Here is a 21,913-nt window from a genome sequence, read left to right as displayed (position 1 = left end):
AATAATTCATATACTTTTCAATTTCTTTTTAACAAAATTATAAGACTATTGCCAGCCTTTATTTTTAAATTAGCCAACAATTTAAAAATAAATAATCAGTAGGATTAACATTATCCTTTTTAAAGTCTATTACATCATGATGTTTAACTTATTAAATACTCTTAAACGGGTATCCTTAGCTATACTATTGGTATGTCTTGTATTTCCCAATAATGTTGAAGCCCAAAAGAAAAAAAGAAAAAAAGACAAGATTGAAGCTACTGCTCCTAACCTAGAAAAGAAATCAAAACAAAAAACAATTGAAGAGTTAACAAAATCCTCAAAGGAAATTGAAGGCTTATTTAAAATCTACCAAGATACCATAACTGGAGATTTACAGATGGTTATTACAGAAGATCAAATTGGTAAAGAATATATCTATTTTAGCCAAGTGGCAGATGGCTTTATGGATGCAGGAAGAATAAATAGAGGTTTATATAGAGGGTCAAAAGTTTTTAAAATAGAAAAATACTTTGATAAAATAGAATTTGTTACTCAAAACACTTCATTTTATTACGACCCCAACAATCCAATTTCAAAAGCTGAAAATGCTAATATTAGCCATGGTAATATGGCCAGTGTAAAAGTTGAAGCTCATGATACTAATAACGGGTTGTATCTTATCAAAGCTAATGACTTATTTTTAAAGGAAACTTTTTCGAGAATAAAACCGCCTTCAAGGCCTGGAGCTTCCCCAATGTCTTTTAAAATAGGTAATCTGGATAAGGATAAAACAAAAATAAATAGTATAAATAACTATCCTGAAAACACAAATTTAAAAGTTGAATATGTGTACTCCAACCCTTCAACTTTAAGTAGCGGATCTAATGCTTTGGCAGATAGCAGAAATGTTAGTATTAAAGTTTTTCATAGTTTAATTGCCATGCCTGAAAACGATTATGAACCAAGATATGAAGACCCAAGGGTTGGTTATTTTACCACTCAGGTAGATGACCAGACATCAACATCTTCTACTCCTTACAAAGATTTGGTTCACAGATGGCACTTAAAAAAGAAAGACCCCAATGCAGCTATTTCAGAACCTGTAGAACCCATTACCTATTGGATGGAGAACACCACCCCTCATGAGTGGAGGGAAACTATAAAGCTAGGTGTTTTAGAATGGAATAAAGCTTTTGAAAAAGCAGGTTTTAAAAATGCCATTGTTGTGAAACAACAGCCTGATGATGCAGATTGGGATGCTGGTGATATTCGTTATAATGTATTACGTTGGACTTCTTCTCCACAGCCTCCTTTTGGTGGCTACGGTCCAAGTTTTGTAAACCCTAGAACTGGTCAGATTTTAGGTGCTGATATAATGTTAGAGTATGTTATGTTCTCCAAAAGAGCTTTATATGATAAAATCTATGAAGGTTCTGCTCAAGCTCATGAATTTGATAATGATCACTTGCATTGTTCTTTTGGAGAGGTTTTACATGAAGACACTATGTTTGCCAAGGCAGTGGCTTCTGCTTTTGGTGCTACTGATTTAGAGCTTAAACAACTTCAAAAAGAAGTGCTAACAGCTTTGTTGATGCATGAAGTAGGTCATACTCTTGGACTAAATCATAATATGAAGGCCAGTCAGTTGTTCTCTCCTGAGCAGTTAGCTGATGCTGAATTTATTAAAGGAAAATGTTTAACAGGTTCGGTTATGGATTATGCTACTTTAAATGTTACCAGAGACCGTAGTAAACAAGGACACTATAGCGATATGTCTGTTGGACCATATGATGTTTGGGCTATCCAATTTGGATACACGCCTTTTAAATCTGAAAGTGAAAAAGAAGCTTTACTTAATAGATCTACTGAACCAGAGTTAATTTTTGGAAATGATGCTGATGATATGCGTGCTCCTGGAAAAGCTATAGACCCACGAGTAAATGTATGGGACCAATCTAATGATGCTATTCAGTATTCAGTAGATAGAATTGAATTAGCCAATGATTTAATGAAAACAGCTAAGGAAAGATTTACGAAAGAAGGAAAATCTTATCAAGAATTAAGAGATGTTTTTGGTTATTTAAACGGACAAAAATCTAGTGCCCTTGGTATTATTTCAAGATATATTGGTGGCGTTTATGTAGATAGAGCAATGGCTGAACAAGAAGGAGGCACTCAACCTTACACCCCTGTTAGTTTAGAGGACCAAAAGAGAGCTATGAAAGCCTTAAAAGACCATGCTTTTGCTCCAAATGCTTTTGATGCTCCTAACGATATATATAATTATTTGGCTAAGCAAAGACGTGGGTTTGATCTTGGTAAAGAGCCTGAAGATCCAAAAATTCATGAACAAATACTTAATGCCCAAAAAAGTGTTTTAAATCATTTATTACACCCTAATACCCTTCAGCGCATTACTGATTCTGAACTATACGGAAATAAATATACATTATCTCAGTTTATGAGTGATTTAAATACTGCTATTTTCAATGACGACATATATGGTAATGTAAATACCTTTAGACAAAATTTACAACTTGAATATACGAACAGATTAATTAGTATGTTAACCGGAAATCAAAAAGACAGATATAGCTATAACTCTAAATCTATGGCATTGTACAATTTAGGTAAAATACGTACTATGGCAGCACCTTCAGGAAATATGTCATCTAGAGCGCATAAGCAACATTTGAGGACTTTAATTGATAATGCGTTAAAGGAAGTAAAATAGTTTCACTCCGTAGGCTATAAAGTTAAACTATGGTATTAAACAAAAAGTGGCTGAACATTAAAAATTCAGCCACTTATTTTTTAAATAGTATATGTTTCTTTTTAGGGACAAAAACTGTTTACTTTATGTTTCATACACTATATATATAACTGTCAATTTTTATGCCAATCTCACAATATTTCTAGGAATTTTTAGGATTTTTTCCTTTTACCCCTCTAAAGAAATCATGCATAAATTTAAAATCTTCTTCCATATTTTCTGTTGGATAAAATGGTTCTGAAATTTTATTCTGTTTGTTTTCAAAATCAAGTGTAAACATAATGATTGGAACCTGGGCAATTTTAGCGATGTAATAAAAACCCGTACGCCATTTATTTACTTTTTTTCTGGTACCTTCTGGAGCTAATGCCATTCTAAACTCTTCTTTTTTATTAAACAACTTAGCGATAGCCTTAACTTTGTTTTCCTTAGTATATCGATCTATTGGTGTACCACCCAACATTCGTAAAAACCATCCAACCGGAAAAACAAACAATTCTTTTTTACCAACAAAACTTACATTAATACCCAATACAGCTCGTAATAGGACGCCTATATAAAAATCATGCCAACTAGTATGGGGAACAGCTATAATAACAGCCTTTTTTATTGTGTCCTTTGAAATATTGGTATTACCAACAATTTTCCACCCAAGGACTTTATAATAAACGAATTTGGCTAACCACTGCATATTACATTTTTAAGTACATTGTCTTAAGTTGTTTAGGAGATATTTTTTTCTTCCAATTGTTTCCAAGTGCGTTCTCCCAAAGAGGTTCCATAGCCCATGAAATAGAAACCATAGTATCTAAATCCTCATCACTTAAATGGGCACAAATGCCTTGTGGTAGTTCTATATTATGTTTTTCTTTCATAATTTTGAAAAGCCTAACACCTTCAGGATAAAATTCTTCCAAATGATCAAAAACAATGCAATTTCCTATACCATGCTTGGTTCCTAATACATAGGACAACCCATAACTCATGGCATGTGCCACACCAACTTGTGAATATGCAATACTCATACCACCATGCCATGACGCCATCATTAGCTTATCTTGAGCTTCGATAGTACTTAGTGTATCCTCTAAAAATACTTCTTTACATAAATTGTAAGCCATATCTCCATAACTTTTACTAAAAGCATTTAAATATGATCCTTGAAGTGATTCTACAGAATGTATAAAACAATCCATTCCAGTAAAAAACCATTGGTCTTTAGGAACATTTTTAGTTAACTCGGGATCTAATATTACTTGGTTAAAAGGGGTATAATCTGAATTAATTCCAAGTTTCTTTTTTGGACCTGTTAATACTGTGGTTCTAGAAACCTCAGCTCCAGTGCCAGAAATGGTTGGTATACCCACATGATACAAAGCTGGATTTTTTACTAAATCCCAACCTTGATAGGAATGAGTTTCCCCTTCATTGGTTAGCATGATGGAAACAGCCTTTGCCAAATCCAATATACTCCCTCCTCCAATACCAATAATTCCAGACGGACGTTCCTTAACACTTAAAATAATCTCTTCAACTAAATTATCAACTTGTATTGTTTTTGGTTCTTCCTCTGTTGAAATATAAATAATTCTATCGTCGTAAGATAATGAAATGCGAGATGTAAGCCAAGAATTACTCTTAAATACATCATCTATCAAGTAGATAAATGGGGCATTCATATTTAGACGTATTGGGGAAATGATTTCATTTAATTGATTGAAACTACCTCTGCCAAAAATTACCCTTGGCACCATTGGAAAGTTTTTATAATTCATTTAATTTATTTTCTTTTTTTACAAAAAGTAAAAATAGGTTTTATATAAATTTTATTACAGAAAAAACATTCGTTATTTAGTGTCTTTTCCTATACACATGATTGATTTTAGTTTAATAACTTTAAAACATCACGCAAACTATTTACCAATATATATGCTTTTTCATTGGATTCCTTTTCAGAGACCATTTCATGGGCCCATGTAGTATGAAATGGAATATGTATAGCATTTGACTTAATATTTACCAATGGCAAAACATCAGATTTTAATGAATTTCCTATCATAAGAAATTGTGAAGGTTCAATATCTAAATGATCTAATAATTTTGAATAATTAGCTTCATTCTTATGGCTCAAAACTTCTATATGATGAAAATACTTCGTTAACCCGGACTTTTCTAATTTACGTTCTTGATCCAGTAAATCTCCTTTAGTCGCCAATATCAATCTATATTTTTTTGATAAAATTTCTAAAACTTCTTCTACCCCATCCAACAACTCTACTGGTTTGTTAAGCATGGTTTTACCTATATTAAGAATAGCTTCAAAAGTTTTAGATCCAACATTATAATTGGATAATTCCAAAGCACTCTCAACCATTGATAACACAAATGCTTTTATTCCATAACCATATAAATCGAGATTTCTAATTTCAACCTTAAATAGCTCTTGATCTATTTTATTCGGTGTTTCATACTCCGATAGCAATTTGGCAAACTCTGCTTCGGCTTCCCTGAAATAGGTTTCATTAACCCAAAGGGTGTCGTCTGCATCAAAACCAATAACTTTTATATTTTTATATTCCTTAATCAATTCATCAAGCTTTAATCTTTTACTTCCATATTTTTTTGGCACGTTCTAGATCTTCGGGAGTATCAATTTCTACACCTTGAACTTTAGTTTCGACCATCTTAATACGTTTACCATATTCCAAATACCGGATACATTCAATTTTTTCTGAAGCTTCAAGCGGCAACATTGGCAAGTGATAAAAATCTAATATAGCCTGTTTTCTAAAGGCGTAAACACCTTTGTGCTTATAATATTTTGCACCAACGTCCTGATCTCTTGGGTATGGTATGGGACTCCTGGAGAAATATAGAGCAAAATTATTTTGATCTACTATTACCTTAACGGTATTGGGGTTGGTAATCTCTTCTTCATTGGTTATATGTACCATAAGTGATGCCAAATCCACTTCTTTTTCAACATCACTTTTAAAGACTTCAATTAATTTTCCGAGTGATTCCTTTTCAGTAAACGGCTCATCTCCTTGCACATTAATAACAACATCTATATCCATAGCCTCAACCGCTTCGGCTATCCTGTCACTACCACATTCATGTTCTTTTCGGCTCATAATGGCCTTTCCTCCATTAGATACTATTTCATTATAAATAATATCACTATCGGTAACTACGAAAACATCATCGAACAAACAAGTTCCTATTGTAGCTTCATAAGTTCTAGATATTACCGGTTTACCTCCTAAATCCTGCATGAGTTTACCTGGAAAACGAGAGGCCGCATAGCGTGCAGGTATCATTGCTATTATCTTCATTTAACTAATATGGATTTATTTCAAAAATAGGATAAATACTTCGATTTATACTTCAAAAAAGTCATCTTTAAAGCCTATAAGATACAATTTTTCCTTGGCTCTTGTGACGGCCGTATACAACCAACGTAAATAATCTTTATCAACCCCATTTGACAAATAAGGTTGCTCAACAAAAACCGTATGCCACTGACCTCCTTGCGATTTATGGCAGGTAATAGCATACGAAAATTTAACTTGTAGTGCATTAAAATGTTTGCTCCCTTTAATTTTTAAAAACTTACGGTAATTACTGTTTTCATTTTCAAAATCCTTCATAACTTCTTGATAAAGTCTATTGGAGTCCTCATAAGACAATGATGGTGTTTCCGAATGTATAGTATCTAGCATTAAAACTGTTTCAAAAGGACGCATCCTGGGATAATCGACCATACGGACTTTTACTTCAGCAAACCGAAAACCATAAAGTTCTTCAATTTTAAAAATTTCCAAAACTTCAATAATATCACCATTGGCAATAAATCCAGCTTCTGAGGTAGGCTTTATCCAAAAATAGTTGTTCTTGACAACCATTAAGTAGTCTCCGGAAGTCAACTCATTTTCATTAAATAAAATACGACTTCTTATTTGCTGATTATAAAGATTTGCCCGCTTATTGCTCCTAACAATGATGGTGGTTTCCTCATTACCCAAATTACTATATGCAGCATTAATTGCATCCATAATTTCATGACCATCTAATAATCTAACAATATCGGTGTAACCATTTAAATTAAATTTAAAGCTGTCGTAAAATGAACTTAACAAAGTTTCCCTTAAAACTGTAGCGTTTTCCAAAATACCCGATTCCTCTCTTTGACGCACCACTTCATCAAGTTCCATCTTAATAACTTCTTTATTATAGTTTAAGCTTAAGGTTTTCTCATTAAGTGCTGGACTTAACTCTAGCTTTACCGGAGGTAACTGAGCTATGTCACCTATTAACAATAATTTACATTGGTGTCCAGAATATACATATTGCATTAGATCATCAAGTAGGGAGCCATTTTCGAAAAGTTTTGATTCCCCCGGAGTATCAGGTATCATAGAGGCTTCATCTACAATAAAAATGGTATTCTTATGCTTATTAGGCTGCAATACAAATTTCACACCTCCACCTTTATCTTTTTTGGGAAAATAAATTTTCTTATGAATCGTGAAAGCTTCTTTACCCGAATAATTTGAGATAACCTTAGCGGCCCTTCCCGTAGGCGCCATTAAAACAGCACTTTTTTTGACTTTCCAAAGATTGGTTACAAGTACTCCTATTATGGTTGTTTTTCCAGTTCCTGCATAGCCCTTTAGCACATACAACATATTTGGGGTTTTACTAAAAATAAAATCCGATAACTGCTGTAAAACAATACCTTGCTTAAGGGTTGGAGCAAACGGAAATTGACTTTTTAAAAGGGAATAAAATTCGGTTGGCGACATGCATACAAACTACAAAAAATAAATAATTCCAAAGATAGAAATGATTTTTAGTTGCAATGGCTTTTGCGATTAAAAAAAAATTGTAGATTTGCTAAAACCGTTAATTTAATTTAATATAATACACTTAAAATGATTTTATACGTTATTCTTGCAATAGTTATTACCATTGGTTTAGTTTGGTTAATTGATAAGTTTATTCCTTCTAAACTTAGACCAGTAATCATGATAGCTTTATGGGTTGTAATAGGGTTTTTAGCCTATAACACATTTATGTCTATTTACAAACCCATTCAGTTTAACCAAATAAAGAATAAGCGTTATGCACTAGTTATTAAAAGCTTAAAGGATATTAGGGATGCTCAGTTGGCACACAAACAAGTTACTGGTAGGTTTTCCAATAATTTTGATGATTTGGTAAAGTTTATTGATACTGCAGAGTTTACCATTACACAGAGACGTGATACCAGTGTATTGGATGTTGAAATGACTAAACGTTTTGGTGGTGTTGAAACTTTTAAGGACGAAGTTATAATAGATACTTTAGGTTTTGTTTCTATAAAAGATTCTTTATTCGGTTCAGATGATCGTTACAAAACCATGATGAATGTACCTGTTGGAGAAGAAGGTGCTAAATTTGAGCTTAAGGCGGGGTTCTTGGAGGAAAGTGATATAAAAATACCTGTTTTTGAGGCATTAGTAAAAAAGGCTGTCGTTTTAAATGATCAAGATAAAGACCTTGTAAGACAGGAAGAAGAGGTTGTGTCTGTTGAAGGTGTAAATGGAGATGCCATTAGATTAGGTTCTATGGAAGAAGTTAACACAACTGGAAACTGGCCAAAAATTTATGACACAAAAGAGTAATACACAACAAAAACCAACCAACTATAAACTGTCCATTCAAATAAGTTTGAGTGGACTTTCTTTTTGTATACTGCAGGAAGAAACAAATACTATTATTGAGTTAAAGGATTTTAAATTTGATAAAAAATTAAATCCGCTTGAAATTTTAGATTTTTTGAAACAGCAGTTTGGTAATGAGCAAAGCTTGAATCAATCCTTTAGTTCAGTATGTGTTATCCATACTAACGAGCTTTCAACCCTGGTTTCAAAAGCTCTTTTTAATGAAGATTGTTTGGCCGATTACCTAAAATTCAATGCCAAAATATTAAAATCTGATTTTATTGCCTACGACATTCTGAGTAATCTTGATATAATTAATGTTTATGTACCATATGTTAATGTAAATAATTTTATATATGATTCTTTTGGTGCTTTTATTTACAAACATTTTTCCACAGTACTTATTGAAAGTATATTATCTAAAGAGATGTATGGAAATGATTCAAAAGTTTATGTTCATGTAGGATCGAACCATTTTGAAATAGTGGTTATAAACCAAGGGAAACTCATATTGTATAATACCTTCGATTATAAAACCAAGGAAGATTTTATTTATTATATTCTATTCACTTACGAGCAATTAAAATTGAATCCAGAAACTCACCTCCTAATTCTTTTAGGTAATATCTCCAAAACCAATGAACTTTACGATATAGCCTATAAGTATATTAGGCACATCGATTTTGGTTCTGGAACAGATAATTATAGGTTCAATGAAAAACTCTCTCAAAAGCATTCTAATTTTATTATTTTAAATAGTTTTTAATGCGTATCATATCAGGATTGTATAAAAGCAGAAAAATTGTAGCACCTAAAAAATTACCGGTGAGACCAACAACCGATATGGCAAAAGAATCCTTGTTCAATATTATTAATAACCATTATTATTTCGATGATATTTCGGTCTTGGATCTGTTTGCCGGCACTGGAAACATTAGTTATGAGTTTGCTTCAAGAGGCACGCTTAACATTACTTCTGTTGACCAAGATTATGGTTGCATTAAGTTTATATACCAAACTGCAAAGAATTTTGATATGCCAATTGAAGCCATTAAAAGTGATGTTTTCAAATTCTTGGAAAAAACGTCTTTAAAGCATGATATTATTTTTGCCGACCCTCCTTATAATTTTAGTGAAGTACAATTTGCATGCATCCCAGAAATAGTTTTCAAAAATAGTTTATTAAAAGATAATGGTTTATTAATTATAGAACACTCGAAGCAGACCAACCTATCTCAGGTATCCAATTACAGCTACTCCAAAAATTATGGCGGTAGCGTATTCTCATTTTTTGAGTAAAATCTAAATTTGATTATTTTTTTAATCCCCTTTTTTTCAGTATCTTAGAATTCTCCCTAAGATAGCATACCCGAAGTCTATCGTTTTACCTATTTGAATTTTATTTTCAAATAGGCATTCCTATTTGTTTATAACAAAATAATCATTAACAAAAACACCAAACAATGAAAAAACTTTTTTTATTAGTACTGGTAATAACCCTGTTTATTGCCTGCCAAAATCAACCGCAACGCTATTTTGAAAACTCAACTGAAATTGAAACTGTTAAGGCTGGTATAAAAGCCTATGAATCTCAAGATTGGGATACCTGGAAAGCTAATTTTGCTGATACCGCAAAAATTTATGTCAATTCCAATAAGGCGTTATCGCCAGATGAAAGGATAGCTGTTTTCAAGGAAATGTTATCTAATATTGAATCGTATGGATTTAATGACAAGATGAATGAAGTAGAAATGATCGTAGATGCCAAAGGAAGAACTTGGGTAAACTATTGGAACCACTGGAAAGGAACAACAAAAATCACCAATACGGAAATTAATATCCCCGTACACCTTACACTAAGGTTCATTGATGGGAAAATTGTAGAGGAATATGCCTATTATGACACTGCACCTATTGTAGCAGCATTTACTGAAATTGAAGCAGCAAAAGCGGTGGAGGCAGAAAATGAAGATTCCATGCAAGAAAATCAATAAAACTATATTATTATGAGAACAATTAAAATCACCTTAGCTATAGCATGTTATATGTGCTTGACCATACTTACTGCACATGCTCAAAAATTTTATCGGGTACATCAAGATAATGTAAAACCCTCCATGATGCTGGAATATGAAAAAGTAGCCAAAGAATTTAATGAAGCTTGTAAAGCACATAATGTTCAAACCCAGTGGTTAGCTACCACTATGGATGACTTTAGATATTTATATGTGTCTCCAATTGAAAATTTTGCTGCATTAGATGAGCGCCCTATGGCTGATATAGCCAAGGCTATGGGAGATGACTTTGGTAAATTGTTTGAACGTTTTGACCAATGTTATGACTCCCATGGCACTTATATCATTGTTTTAGATGAAGAACTAACGTATATGCCAGAGGGAATTAAACAAACACAGGAAGGTCTCGACTATCGCGATTATTACTTTATACACTTTACTCCCGAAAATGCAAAAAACTTAAAAGAAGCCATGAAAGGGGTCAAAGAGATGTTCGCTGCTAAAGGTTCCAAAAATTATTACCGTATTTACAGAACAGGCTTTGGGCAAATGGACAGTTATTATATGGTTGCCATGTCCAGTAAAGATGCCATTGATTCTGCCCAAAAATCTAAAGCCAATCAGGAACTTCTTGGTCCTGATCGTGTTGAGGTTTTTGGAAAAGTTTTAAAATACGCTTCAAAAATGGAAGAAGTTACTGGAGAAATCAGACGTGACTTAAGTTACATGCCCAAATAACATCTTGTTTTTTTAACAAAGCAAAGTGCGGCACATTGCCGCACTTGTTTGTTAAAGTAAATCTGTAAGCCGAATTCTGTACTTCAAAGAGCCTTTGTCATTTATCTAAATGTATTGTTACCAATACACTTTAGCTGCCTACCCTCCAGCGTTGGGCGTGCAACCCTTAAATACTGGTTTACATGGCATTTCACCCCATAGAGTTTACCCGATTTCACTACAGCATTACCTGTACTTGCTTTCTGTTGCACTGGTCCTAACCTCACGGCTGGTGGCTGTTAACCACTATGGTGCACTACGGTGTTCGGACTTTCCTCCCCCCGATGGTGAACGGGAAGTGACAAAGCGATTTACTTAAAACAAAAATAATATTAAAAAATAATTGTCTAAACTTATTAGCGTTAAAAAATTATAGTGATACACCTTTAAATGCCCTAGGCACTTAAAACACATTAAGTGTTCCAAACTAATAACCTGTTAATAACTCCTATTAAATTCTGAATCTAGAATAACAAATTAAGCATTGAATTTTTAACTTTGTTACACTAAGATTTTTCAATGGAACATTTTGTAGTATCTGCACGTAAATATAGACCCCAAACCTTTAAAGATGTAGTGGGACAGCAGGCCATTACCAACACTTTGTTAAATGCCATTGAACATAATCATTTAGCTCAAGCACTTTTATTTACTGGTCCACGTGGAGTTGGAAAAACTACTTGTGCCCGCATTTTGGCCAAAATGATTAATAGTGATGGAAATGAAAATAACGATGAAGATTTTGCCTTTAATATTTTTGAGCTTGATGCGGCTTCCAATAATTCTGTAGATGATATTAGAAGCCTAACTGATCAGGTTCGTATTCCACCTCAAGTTGGAAAATACAAAGTGTATATTATAGACGAGGTTCACATGTTGTCTCAAGCAGCATTTAATGCATTTCTAAAAACTTTGGAAGAACCTCCTAAACATTGTATTTTTATTCTGGCTACAACAGAAAAACACAAAATTATACCAACCATTTTATCGCGTTGTCAAATATTTGATTTCAAAAGGATAACTGTTAAGGATGCTAAGGAGTATTTAAAATACATAGCCGAACAACAAAATATTAATGCCGAAGACGATGCTTTGCACATTATTGCCCAAAAGGCAGATGGTGCTATGCGTGATGCCCTTTCCATTTTTGACCGTGTGGTTAGTTTTTCAGGCAAGAACCTAACACGAAAGGCCGTTTCCGAAAATCTCAATGTACTTGATTACGAGACCTATTTTACGAGTACCGACCTCATATTAAACAATAAAATCCCAGAACTACTAATTCAGTTTAATAAAACACTTGCCCAAGGTTTCGATGGTCACCACTATATTACTGGATTGGCTTCGCATTTTAGGGATCTTTTAGTTTGTAAAACCCCGAAGACCATTGAACTACTGGAAGTTGGGGAACTAACTAAGGAAAAGTATTTAGAGCAGTCACAAAAAGCTTCCCAAAAGTTTCTCTTAAAAGGTATAGAGCTGACTAACGATTGTGACTTGAAATATAAAACTAGTAAAAACCAACGCTTACTTGTCGAACTATGTTTAATGCAATTGGCCTCTATCACTTTTGATGGAGAAAAAAAAAATAGCAAACATTACGTAATTCCACCATCTTACTTTAAAAGTAGAGGCATTACTCCTATACCTGTAGCCACACCTGATGTAAACCATAAAAATGGTTCAGACTCAGAACAGCATATAGATAAAATTAAAGACAGTATTACTTCAAAAGCCACAACTAGTGGTTCAGCAACTATTTTTGAACGCCCCAAAATTGTTTTATCAAGAGAAAAGAAATCAACTTCTGGTTTATCCCTGAGTAGCATAAGAGCCAAAAAAGAACATCAAATTAAACAAATTGATGTGGTTGTAGATGAAGAAAGCTTACCCAAAGACCCTTTTACTGAAAAAGAGCTTATTTCTGCATGGAATAGTTTTACCAAAGATTTAAAAAATAAGGGCAAACATAACTTGGCTTCTATTTTATCAATTGACACACCAAAGGTTAAGGATACTACAATCTGTTTAGAATATCCAAATGAAACCAATAAAAAGGAATTAATGGCTAACCAGTACGAATTACTTTTGTATATTAGAAAGGCCCTTAATAACTACGATGTTCATTTAGATATTACGGTTAATGAAGAAAAAGAAAAGCATTATGCCTATACCGCCCTTGAAAAATTTAATAAGCTTAAAGAAAAAAACTCTAATATAGAACTATTAAAAAAAACATTTGGATTAGATGTATAGAGGAAAAACAAACACAATAAAATCGTAGTTCCAATAAATAAAAAGATAGATAGTAGATATTAAACCATATCACATTAAACCTTTTAATCTAACCCAAAAAAAATACTATTTTCCATATACAAACAATCATGTTAGGCCTAAAATTACCCACAGACCCACGTTGGGTTAATATTGTTGAAAAAAACATAGAAGAAATATTAACCGATCATGCCTTTTGTGAACAAAAGGCTACAAGCACAGCTATTTCATTAATTGTTAGCTTTCCAGAATATACTGAATTAGTTCAGGAAATGATAGTTTTGGTTAAAGAGGAAATAAGTCATTTTAAAATGGTTCATGATAAAATATTAGAGCATGGTTGGGTTCTGGGAAAAGACAGAAAGGATTATTATGTTGTTGAGTTGTTAAAGTTTTTTCCTAAAGGAGGCAGTAGAACTACACAGTTAGTACACCGTTTACTTTATGCGGCCTTAATAGAAGCTAGAAGTTGTGAACGATTTAGATTATTATCTGAAGAACTGGAAGATAAAGAGCTTGCTGAGTTTTATAGAAAGTTAATGATAAGTGAAGCTAACCACTACACAATGTTTTTAGGCTTTGCCCGAAAATATGGCAATAAAAAAGAAGTTGATACCAAATGGCAAGAACTTCTTGAATATGAAGCCAAAATCATGTCCAATCTCGGAAAGTCTGAGACAGTACATGGTTAAGATTAAAATTTATAGCCAAATCCTAATTGAATGTTTGTGTTTTTTCCCTCAAAAGACATAAAATCTTCAAATACGTTTGTAAATCCATAAGTATAACGAGCATCTAGGAATAAGGTATGTGTTAACTTAAACTCAATACCTCCTATACCAGAATACGCAAAATTCTTAATACCATCGTTGGCTTCATGAACCTTGATACCCACTTGTGGTCCAAAACCTAAATGAAATTTTTCGCTTAGTCGAAATTTAAAAATTGTCGGAACTTGAATATAATCCAATCTTAAGTCATCATTTTTTCCTCCTTCAGATGAGAATTGAAGTTCCGGCGCAAATGCTACCGCCTTGGACAATCCAAATTCACCGAAGAAACCAATCATCAATCCATTTCTATGATCATTCCTAAATGTTGCATCGGGATCAAAATCCATATTGGAAAAATTTATACCTGCACGTACACCATATTTAGTTCCTTGTGAATACCCGTGAAAAGAGATAAAAGTAACGAGCAAAATTAAAAGTAGTGCTTTTTTCATAATGAATAAATTTGGGTTAATGTTAATATCAAACAATCTACTAGTAACGAATATATATTTTTTTGTTAGAAAAAGTATATTTAAAAGGTGAATTGCAAAATTTTACTGTGTATTACTCGAAACCGTGTCGTAATATATACTTTTTATTATACCATCTGCCAATCCAATTTTAGGGACATAAATATGTTTAGCACTACTCCATTTCATAGCAAACAAATAGATTCTCAAGGCTGGAATAATTACATCGGCACGGTCTTGGTTTAGGTCTAATTCGGTAATACGTTCTTCATAAGAATAGCTCTGTAAGGTATTATAGTATGACGTTAAATAAAAGTAAGTTAAAGGTTTGCCTAATGCTTTTCCAGAAATCTTGAAAATTTTGTTTATGTTTCCCCCAGAACCTATAACGGCTAATTTTTCGTAGGTCTTAACATTATTAGTTATCCACTTTTCCAATTCAATCCAGGACTCCTTTACCACCATATCGTTCAATAGCCTAACCGTTCCTATTTTAAAAGATTTTGAAGTAATGGGCTTTCCTTGATCAAATACCGTAAATTCAGTACTTCCACCTCCAACATCTACATATAAATAGGTTTTGTTTGGATCTATATATTTGTGTAAATCTGTTGCAGCTATTATTGCCGCTTCTTCTTCTCCTCCAATAATGTCTATATTTATTCCAGATTCTTTTAAAACCCTACCAACCACTTGTTTTCCATTTTGCGATTCACGCATGGCAGATGTCGCACAAGCTTTATATTTAACCACCTTATGCGATTTCATTAATAATTTAAATGCCAGCATTGTATCTAACATTCGTTCGGTATTTTCCTTTGAAATTTTTTGCTTCATAAAAACGTCTGCTCCTAAACGAATGGGGACACGCACTAAAGAACTTTTCTTAAACTGAACAGGCTTTCCCTTTTGTTCTATAACATTAGCAATAAGTAAACGCACAGCATTGGAACCTATATCGATTGCTGCGTATTTTTTAATCGAGAGCATATTAATCTTTTAGTTTTTTTTGATAATAATCATAAATTGCAAACTGTGAACGAACCTTTTTATTAGTATCTACTTTATAATTATTATTTTGTGAAGCATCTAGTATTCTAGCTTTTACATTATCACTCCAACATATATTGAAATGGTCTATAATTTCCTGTTTGATATCCTCATCGTATATAGGGCAGGTAACCTCTACTCGATTATCAATGTTTCTTGTCATCCAATCTGCCGACGATATATAGATTTTAGGATTGTTGTTATTTCCAAAGATATATATTCTTGAATGTTCTAAAAATTTATCAACTACACTTATAACTTCTATATTCTCGCTCATAGCTTCAACTCCTGGAATTAAACTACATATTCCTCGAACAATCATTTGTATTTTTACCCCAGCTCTACTAGCTTCATATAATTTATCTACCATAGCATAACTTGAAATGCTATTCATTTTTAATCTTATGAAACCATTATTGTGCACTTTGGCATTTTCAATTTCATTATCAACTAGTTTAAATATGGAACTTTGTGTATAATGGGGAGATGTTATTAAATGTTTGTACTTATACATTTTATAACTAGCATTAAAGAAATTGAAAATTTTATTGACGTCCTTCAAGACACTTTGATTAGAAGTGAATAAAGTATGGTCTGTGTATATTTTAGCTGTAGATTCATTAAAATTACCTGTACTAATAAATCCATATCGCATCATTTTTTTACCTTCTTCACGTTCTATCACACACATTTTACTGTGTACCTTAAGGCCTTCTACTCCAAATATTAAGTTCACACCTTCATCTTTCATTTGTTGGGCGTATTCGATATTTGCTTCTTCATCAAATCGCGCACGTAACTCGATGGAAACGGTTACATTTTTACCATTAATTGCAGCATTAATTAAGGCACTAGCAATATGCGAAATTTGAGCTAACCTGTAAATGGTTATTTTTATGGTTTTGACCTTAGGATCCAAAGCCGCTTCACGAAGAAATTTTACGACATAAGAAAAAGTGTGATAAGGTGCATAAAGCAAGTAGTCTTTTTTTGCAATAGCTTCGAAAATACTGGACTCCAAATTTAGACCTTTAATAGGTAGTGCCTCAATTTTATCATAAAGCAGATCATTTCTGCCCAAACTGGGAAAGTTCATGTAATCACGTCTGTTATGGTATCGACCTCCGGGAATAATACTATCGTGGTCATCAATGCCCATTTTAGACATTAAATATTGTAAGGTTTCTTTATCTATGGTCTTGTCGTAAACAAATCGAACGGGCTCCCCTATTTGTCTGTGCTTCACACTGTCGGATATTTTTTCAACAAAACTTTTACTCAAATCACTATCAAAATCCAATTCACCATCACGAGTAATCTTAATCATATGAGCACTGACACTTTTGTAATTGAATATATTAAAAATATCTGCCAAGCAATGCCTTAGTAGGTCGTCAATTAATATAATGTAATTATGCTCTCCTTGTTTGGGCAAGACTACAAAGCGATTGATGTTTTTTGGAATTTCGATTAAGGCAAATTGTCTGCTGCTATCTTCCATTACCATCCTAACGGCTAAATATGCAGCACTATCCTTTAGGTTAGGAATAGTTACTGAATCGTTTAATATAATGGTTACTAAAGCTGGACTTACTTTCCGTATAAAATACTGACGTAGAAAATCATGTTGAGAACTATCTATCTGGCTTTCATCTATGATATAAATGCTCTCCTTTTCTAAATCTTGAGTTATGGTTTCCAATACATCAAGGCTTTCACTTTGTTGATCAATTACTATTTTTGTTATAATTTCGAGCAACTCTTTAGCCTTTATACCCCCTAACTCACTTTTGGCACCTTTACCTGCTTCAACAATACGTTTTATAGTAGCATAGCGTACTTTAAAAAATTCATCTAGATTATTTGAAAATATTCCTAAAAACCTTAAACGCTCTATTAAGGGCACCGTTACATCTGATGCTTCTTGAAGCACCCTTGCATTAAACTGTAACCAACTTATTTCTCTATTTATGTATTTATTCTCTATAGCAATGGCTGGAATCATATATTCTATTTAATAATACACAAATATATTGCATTTAAAACTAAAAGTTTAATTGAGTTTTTATTATTATTAAGATTGAAAAGCGCTTGTTATAAGATAATTTGTATTGTTTTAATTATATTTTCAAACTCTAAAAACTATTTGCTGAATACTTTAATAATCACAGTAATAAAGGCTATAAGCTACTACTGTAAATTATTTGTTCTATAATTGGCTTCGAGAGCACTTAGGCAAACCATCCACCCTCTATCTATAAAACACAACATCATTTTCATTTCAAGTCCCTTGGAAATACGGTTTTTACAGTTCTCCCTTGCTTTAGGTCACTCCAAGACTCAATGTCATAGACCATAATAACGACACCACAGGTTGGCACATTTTCAATATATTTGCTGCCATAAGTATTTACAAATGACGTTATGGCATGATTATGTCCAAAAACCATTAAGTTGTCAACTGTTGATTCACAGGCCTTAATGACCCTAACCAAATCATAACCAGAAAAGTCATATAAATCGTGAAGATACTCTACCTTTTTACGATCCAAATTTAAAGTGCTAATAAAAGTTTCAGCGGTTAACTTGGTACGTGTAGCATCACTAACCAAAACCAAATCTGGGTCAAATTGTTCTTTAATTAAATGTTTTGCAACTAATTTAACATCACTAGCACCTCTATCATTTAGAGGTCTTTCATGGTCGATAACATTGTGTTTCCATGACGATTTTGCATGCCTTATTAGAATAAGTTTCTTCATATGACTCGGTAAAAAGTTAATTTTTATCGATAAAAAGTTGTTTTTATCGATAAAAAGGATTTAATTTGCTAATTAGATTGTACAAAATTATATACTTTTAAGTAACTTAAATATAAATAAATATGGGTTAAATTATTGGAAATAAGATGTTGTGAACATCTATTATCGTTAAATCATATTATTAATCCGATTAAAAGAAAAACAACACAGGTTGTCGACTTTTTAAGTGATTTAACATATTTTTTTGAAAAAATAATAACATATATGTTGCTTTGTGTAGCTATTAACTGAATAAAGATGACCCCAAATCTGATTTCACACGTAAAGTTTTTAATGTCGTTATGCTACGACATTTTTCCCTCATTACTTTTTAAGAATAACGAAGCATGTATGGACAGCAATGAAGCTGTACCATTATATTTACATATATAAAAGTTGCTAAAGTCAATACAAATCTACAAGCTTATGAAAACTAATACTTATAAGATTTTCATTAAATCATTTTTCCTAATAATATTTATAGGTGTATTTGATTTGAATGCACAGGGAGAACCAAATGATTGTATCGTATTCACAAATTGTCCTCAAGACAATATTTCAATTTGTGCTGATACCTATAACCCTGATAATCCATCAGAATGGGGGGCTATATTAGAAACATGGTCAGTTCCTTCAGCTTCGGAAACGTGTTCTGGAGGTCCAGGGGGGCCTTCGTTACAAATGAATTTTGAACTTAACGAAAGCCTTTTAGGTAAAGATTGTTGGGAATTTAACTATGTCCAACGTGTTGGCGATGATGGAGGCTATCTTAGGTTATTCTCAAGTAATGGTGGTCCCAATTCATATATAATAACACCATATCTTTTTTTGGAAACTACCGATACTGCCAGTATAGAAGTAACTTATACTAATGGAGATTATGATATTCAAGTATATTATATAGATGAAGATGGGGTTGAATTTGGCCCTTTTGATACTCAAAGTATTGACGCTTTGGGTGTCGGTGTGCATAATATTACATTAGACCCTCAGATTCCTTCTGATGACTCTTACCGAATTAAGTATGAATTTGTTTATACAGGAAGTAAGCCTTCAAACACAAATACTGTAGATAGAATTGGAATAGACGGTGTAATAATAGAAGGTACGTGTACAGGAGGAATAGATTTTGCTGTCACCGGACCTGAACCTCCAGAATTCTTAACTGTTGGAACACATGAATTATGTTATACCGCAACTTACACAGATCCAAATGGAACGATAACTTCTAAAACATGTTGCATTACAGTTCATGTATTAGATACGCCTCCAGTGATTACATGTCCTAGCCCAATTACTCAAGCGTCAGATCCAGGGTTATGTACAGCAACTGTTATCATCCCATCTCCAACTGCAACCGATGCAGATTGTACTGGAACAGATTTAACGGCTAATTTAACTTTTTTTTCTATTCGTAGTGATGGATTAGCACTTACAGATCCCTACCCACTAGGTGTAACAACTATTACACATAGTGCTACTGATGACAATGAAGTTACCGTAACTTGTGAACAAACCGTAACGATTACGGGAGGTGCTGACCCCTCATTTGACTCACAGCCTTCGCCAATTGCTGATATAAACTGTAATGATAGTCTACCTGTTCAGGAAACTTTAACCGCTAGTGATTGTAACGGTCCTGTGACCGTTGTTCCTAGTATTGATGATTACACAATTGATGTCTGTGCTGGATACGAAATCACCTATAGATGGACTGCTGGAACTACTGAAGTCACACAATCTTTTAATGTACTTCCTGATACAACGCCTCCTTCTATCACAACTGATGCTAGCGATAGCACAGTTGAATGTGATGGTAGCGGTAACGCCGCTGAGTTAGCAGCCTGGTTAAGCTCTAATGGTGGGGCTGCCGCTTCTGACGCCTGTGGTGGCGTAACCTGGTCCAACGACTATAACGCACTTAGCGATGACTGTGGTGCTACTGGTTCGGTAACAGTGATTTTTACGGCTACGGACGACTGTAACAACACCTCTACTACATCAGCTACATTTACTATTGAAGATACCACTCCGCCTACAATAAGTGTGCAAGCAATAGATTATACCGTAGAATGCGATGGTGCTGGTAATACTGTTGCCCTTAATGCTTGGTTAGATACTCATGCCGGGGCTGCCGCTTCTGACGCCTGTGGTGGCGTAACCTGGTCGAATGACTTTAGCGCACTTAGTGATGACTGTGGTGCTACTGGTTCGGTAACAGTGATTTTTACGGCTACTGATGATTGTAACAACAGCTCTACTACATCGGCTACTTTTACTATTGAAGATACAACGCCTCCTTCTATCACAACAGATGCTAGCGATAGCACAGTTGAATGTGATGGTAGTGGTAACGCCGCTGAGTTAGCAGCCTGGTTAAGCTCTAATGGTGGTGCCTCTGCTTCTGACGATTGTAGCGGCGTGACTTGGTCTAACAACTTTACCGCCCTTAGCGATGATTGTGGGAACACTGGTTCGGCTACGGTAACTTTTACTGCCACTGACGAATGCGGATTGTCTTCTACTACTACGGCTACTTTTACTATCGAGGACACTACTGTGCCTTCTATTGATACACAAGCTATAGATTTTACCGTTGAATGTGACGGTGCTGGTAATACAGCTGCTCTTAACGCTTGGTTAAGCTCTAACGGTGGCGCAGTTGCCTCTGATACCTGTGGTGGCGTAACCTGGTCGAATGACTTTAGCGCACTTAGTGATGACTGTGGTGCTACTGGTTTGGTAACAGTGATTTTTACGGCTACTGATGATTGTAACAACAGCTCTACTACATCAGCTACATTTACTATTGAAGATACAACGCCTCCTTCTATCACAACTGATGCTAGCGATAGCACAGTTGAATGTGACGGTAGTGGTAACGCCGCTGACCTTAACGCTTGGTTAAGCTCTAACGGTGGCGCAGTTGCCTCTGATACCTGTGGTGGCGTAACCTGGTCCAACGACTATAACGCACTTAGTGATGACTGTGGTGCTGCTGGTTCGGTAACAGTGACCTTCACTGCTACGGACGACTGTAACAACAGCTCTACCACATCGGCTACTTTTACTATTGAAGATACAACGCCTCCTTCTATCACAACTGATGCTAGCGATAGCACAGTTGAATGTGACGGTAGTGGTAACGCCGCTGACCTTAACGCTTGGTTAAGCTCTAACGGTGGCGCAGTTGCCTCTGATACCTGTGGTGGCGTAACCTGGTCCAACGACTATAACGCACTTAGTGATGACTGTGGTGCTACTGGTTCGGTAACAGTGATTTTTACAGCTAC

Annotated in this window: 18 protein-coding genes and 1 other RNA gene; 9 read left to right on the top strand and 10 right to left on the bottom strand. The window is 34.1% G+C overall.

Features of this window, described 5'->3' with window-relative positions; genetic code table 11:
* Positions 1-136: 136 nt before the first annotated feature.
* Complete coding sequence (locus K7G79_RS12895; RefSeq protein ID WP_223552009.1) at positions 137-2,716, top strand: zinc-dependent metalloprotease; 2,580 nt, start codon at positions 137-139, stop codon at positions 2,714-2,716.
* 181 nt (positions 2,717-2,897) lie between these two features.
* Here the strand turns inward: K7G79_RS12895 and K7G79_RS12890 are convergent, their stop codons facing one another.
* The 5 genes from K7G79_RS12890 to K7G79_RS12870 form a co-directional block, all read right to left on the bottom strand.
* A complete protein-coding gene (locus tag K7G79_RS12890) occupies positions 2,898-3,446 on the bottom strand; it encodes a 1-acyl-sn-glycerol-3-phosphate acyltransferase (protein WP_223552008.1) in 549 nt (182 codons plus the stop codon).
* Between the two features lies 1 nt (position 3,447).
* Positions 3,448-4,530, bottom strand: a complete 1,083-nt coding sequence (locus K7G79_RS12885) for an iron-containing alcohol dehydrogenase family protein (RefSeq protein ID WP_223552007.1) — start codon at positions 4,528-4,530, stop codon at positions 3,448-3,450.
* A 107-nt stretch (positions 4,531-4,637) separates the two neighbouring features.
* Entirely contained in the window at positions 4,638-5,384 is a 747-nt protein-coding gene (locus K7G79_RS12880) for an HAD family hydrolase (protein ID WP_370634226.1), read from the bottom strand.
* A complete protein-coding gene (gene kdsB / locus K7G79_RS12875) occupies positions 5,362-6,090 on the bottom strand; it encodes a 3-deoxy-manno-octulosonate cytidylyltransferase (protein WP_223552006.1) in 729 nt (242 codons plus the stop codon). Before kdsB ends, K7G79_RS12880 begins: the two co-directional genes overlap by 23 nt.
* Positions 6,091-6,135: 45 nt before the next feature.
* On the bottom strand, positions 6,136-7,560 hold the full coding sequence (locus tag K7G79_RS12870; protein WP_223552005.1) for an ATP-dependent RecD-like DNA helicase: 1,425 nt from the start codon (positions 7,558-7,560) through the stop codon (positions 6,136-6,138).
* Positions 7,561-7,689: 129 nt separating this feature from the next.
* Between K7G79_RS12870 and K7G79_RS12865 the strand changes: the two genes are divergently transcribed.
* The 5 genes from K7G79_RS12865 (at position 7,690) to K7G79_RS12845 (ending at position 11,213) form a co-directional block, all read left to right on the top strand.
* Positions 7,690-8,421: a hypothetical protein gene (locus K7G79_RS12865; RefSeq protein WP_223552004.1), complete on the top strand. Its 732-nt coding sequence runs from the start codon at positions 7,690-7,692 to the stop codon at positions 8,419-8,421.
* Positions 8,405-9,226: a DUF3822 family protein gene (locus tag K7G79_RS12860; protein WP_223552003.1), complete on the top strand. Its 822-nt coding sequence runs from the start codon at positions 8,405-8,407 to the stop codon at positions 9,224-9,226. Before K7G79_RS12865 ends, K7G79_RS12860 begins: the two co-directional genes overlap by 17 nt.
* Positions 9,226-9,759: an RsmD family RNA methyltransferase gene (locus K7G79_RS12855; protein ID WP_223552002.1), complete on the top strand. Its 534-nt coding sequence runs from the start codon at positions 9,226-9,228 to the stop codon at positions 9,757-9,759. The genes K7G79_RS12860 and K7G79_RS12855 overlap by 1 nt, the downstream gene beginning before the upstream one ends.
* A 164-nt stretch (positions 9,760-9,923) precedes the next feature.
* Complete coding sequence (locus K7G79_RS12850; protein ID WP_223552001.1) at positions 9,924-10,454, top strand: nuclear transport factor 2 family protein; 531 nt, start codon at positions 9,924-9,926, stop codon at positions 10,452-10,454.
* 12 nt (positions 10,455-10,466) lie between these two features.
* Positions 10,467-11,213 (top strand): hypothetical protein, encoded by a 747-nt coding sequence (locus K7G79_RS12845; protein WP_223552000.1) that lies wholly within the window; start codon positions 10,467-10,469, stop codon positions 11,211-11,213.
* 49 nt (positions 11,214-11,262) lie between these two features.
* On the opposite strand, the gene rnpB is transcribed toward K7G79_RS12845, so the two are convergent.
* An RNA gene (gene rnpB / locus K7G79_RS12840) (RNase P RNA component class A) lies at positions 11,263-11,570 on the bottom strand.
* 201 nt (positions 11,571-11,771) lie between these two features.
* Here rnpB and K7G79_RS12835 point away from each other — a divergent pair.
* Together K7G79_RS12835 and K7G79_RS12830 are read left to right on the top strand one after the other, a co-directional pair.
* Complete coding sequence (locus K7G79_RS12835; protein WP_223551999.1) at positions 11,772-13,508, top strand: DNA polymerase III subunit gamma/tau; 1,737 nt, start codon at positions 11,772-11,774, stop codon at positions 13,506-13,508.
* Positions 13,509-13,636: 128 nt separating this feature from the next.
* Positions 13,637-14,218, top strand: coding sequence for a tRNA-(ms[2]io[6]A)-hydroxylase (locus tag K7G79_RS12830; protein ID WP_223551998.1), 582 nt, complete (start codon positions 13,637-13,639; stop codon positions 14,216-14,218).
* Between the two features lie 2 nt (positions 14,219-14,220).
* Here K7G79_RS12830 and K7G79_RS12825 read toward each other — a convergent pair whose 3' ends face one another.
* From K7G79_RS12825 to K7G79_RS12810, 4 genes are all read right to left on the bottom strand, one after another.
* Positions 14,221-14,751 (bottom strand): porin family protein, encoded by a 531-nt coding sequence (locus tag K7G79_RS12825; RefSeq protein WP_223551997.1) that lies wholly within the window; start codon positions 14,749-14,751, stop codon positions 14,221-14,223.
* A 102-nt stretch (positions 14,752-14,853) separates the two neighbouring features.
* Positions 14,854-15,759 (bottom strand): Ppx/GppA phosphatase family protein, encoded by a 906-nt coding sequence (locus K7G79_RS12820; protein ID WP_223551996.1) that lies wholly within the window; start codon positions 15,757-15,759, stop codon positions 14,854-14,856.
* A gap of 1 nt (position 15,760) precedes the next feature.
* Positions 15,761-17,824 carry a polyphosphate kinase 1 gene (gene ppk1, locus K7G79_RS12815; protein WP_223551995.1) on the bottom strand — a complete coding sequence of 688 codons (2,064 nt, stop codon included), beginning with the start codon at positions 17,822-17,824 and terminating at the stop codon, positions 15,761-15,763.
* Between the two features lie 271 nt (positions 17,825-18,095).
* Positions 18,096-18,581, bottom strand: coding sequence for a histidine phosphatase family protein (locus tag K7G79_RS12810; protein ID WP_223551994.1), 486 nt, complete (start codon positions 18,579-18,581; stop codon positions 18,096-18,098).
* Between the two features lie 465 nt (positions 18,582-19,046).
* On the opposite strand from K7G79_RS12810, the gene K7G79_RS12805 reads away from it, so the two are divergent.
* Positions 19,047-21,913: HYR domain-containing protein (locus tag K7G79_RS12805; RefSeq protein WP_223551993.1), on the top strand; the 2,867-nt coding region annotated here is incomplete at its 3' end.

This window comes from Aestuariivivens sp. NBU2969, from assembly GCF_019931125.1.
GTDB lineage: Bacteria > Bacteroidota > Bacteroidia > Flavobacteriales > Flavobacteriaceae > Aestuariivivens > Aestuariivivens marinum.
Note: the sequence above shows the minus strand (reverse complement) of the source record. Positions and strands in the feature narration are given on the sequence as shown.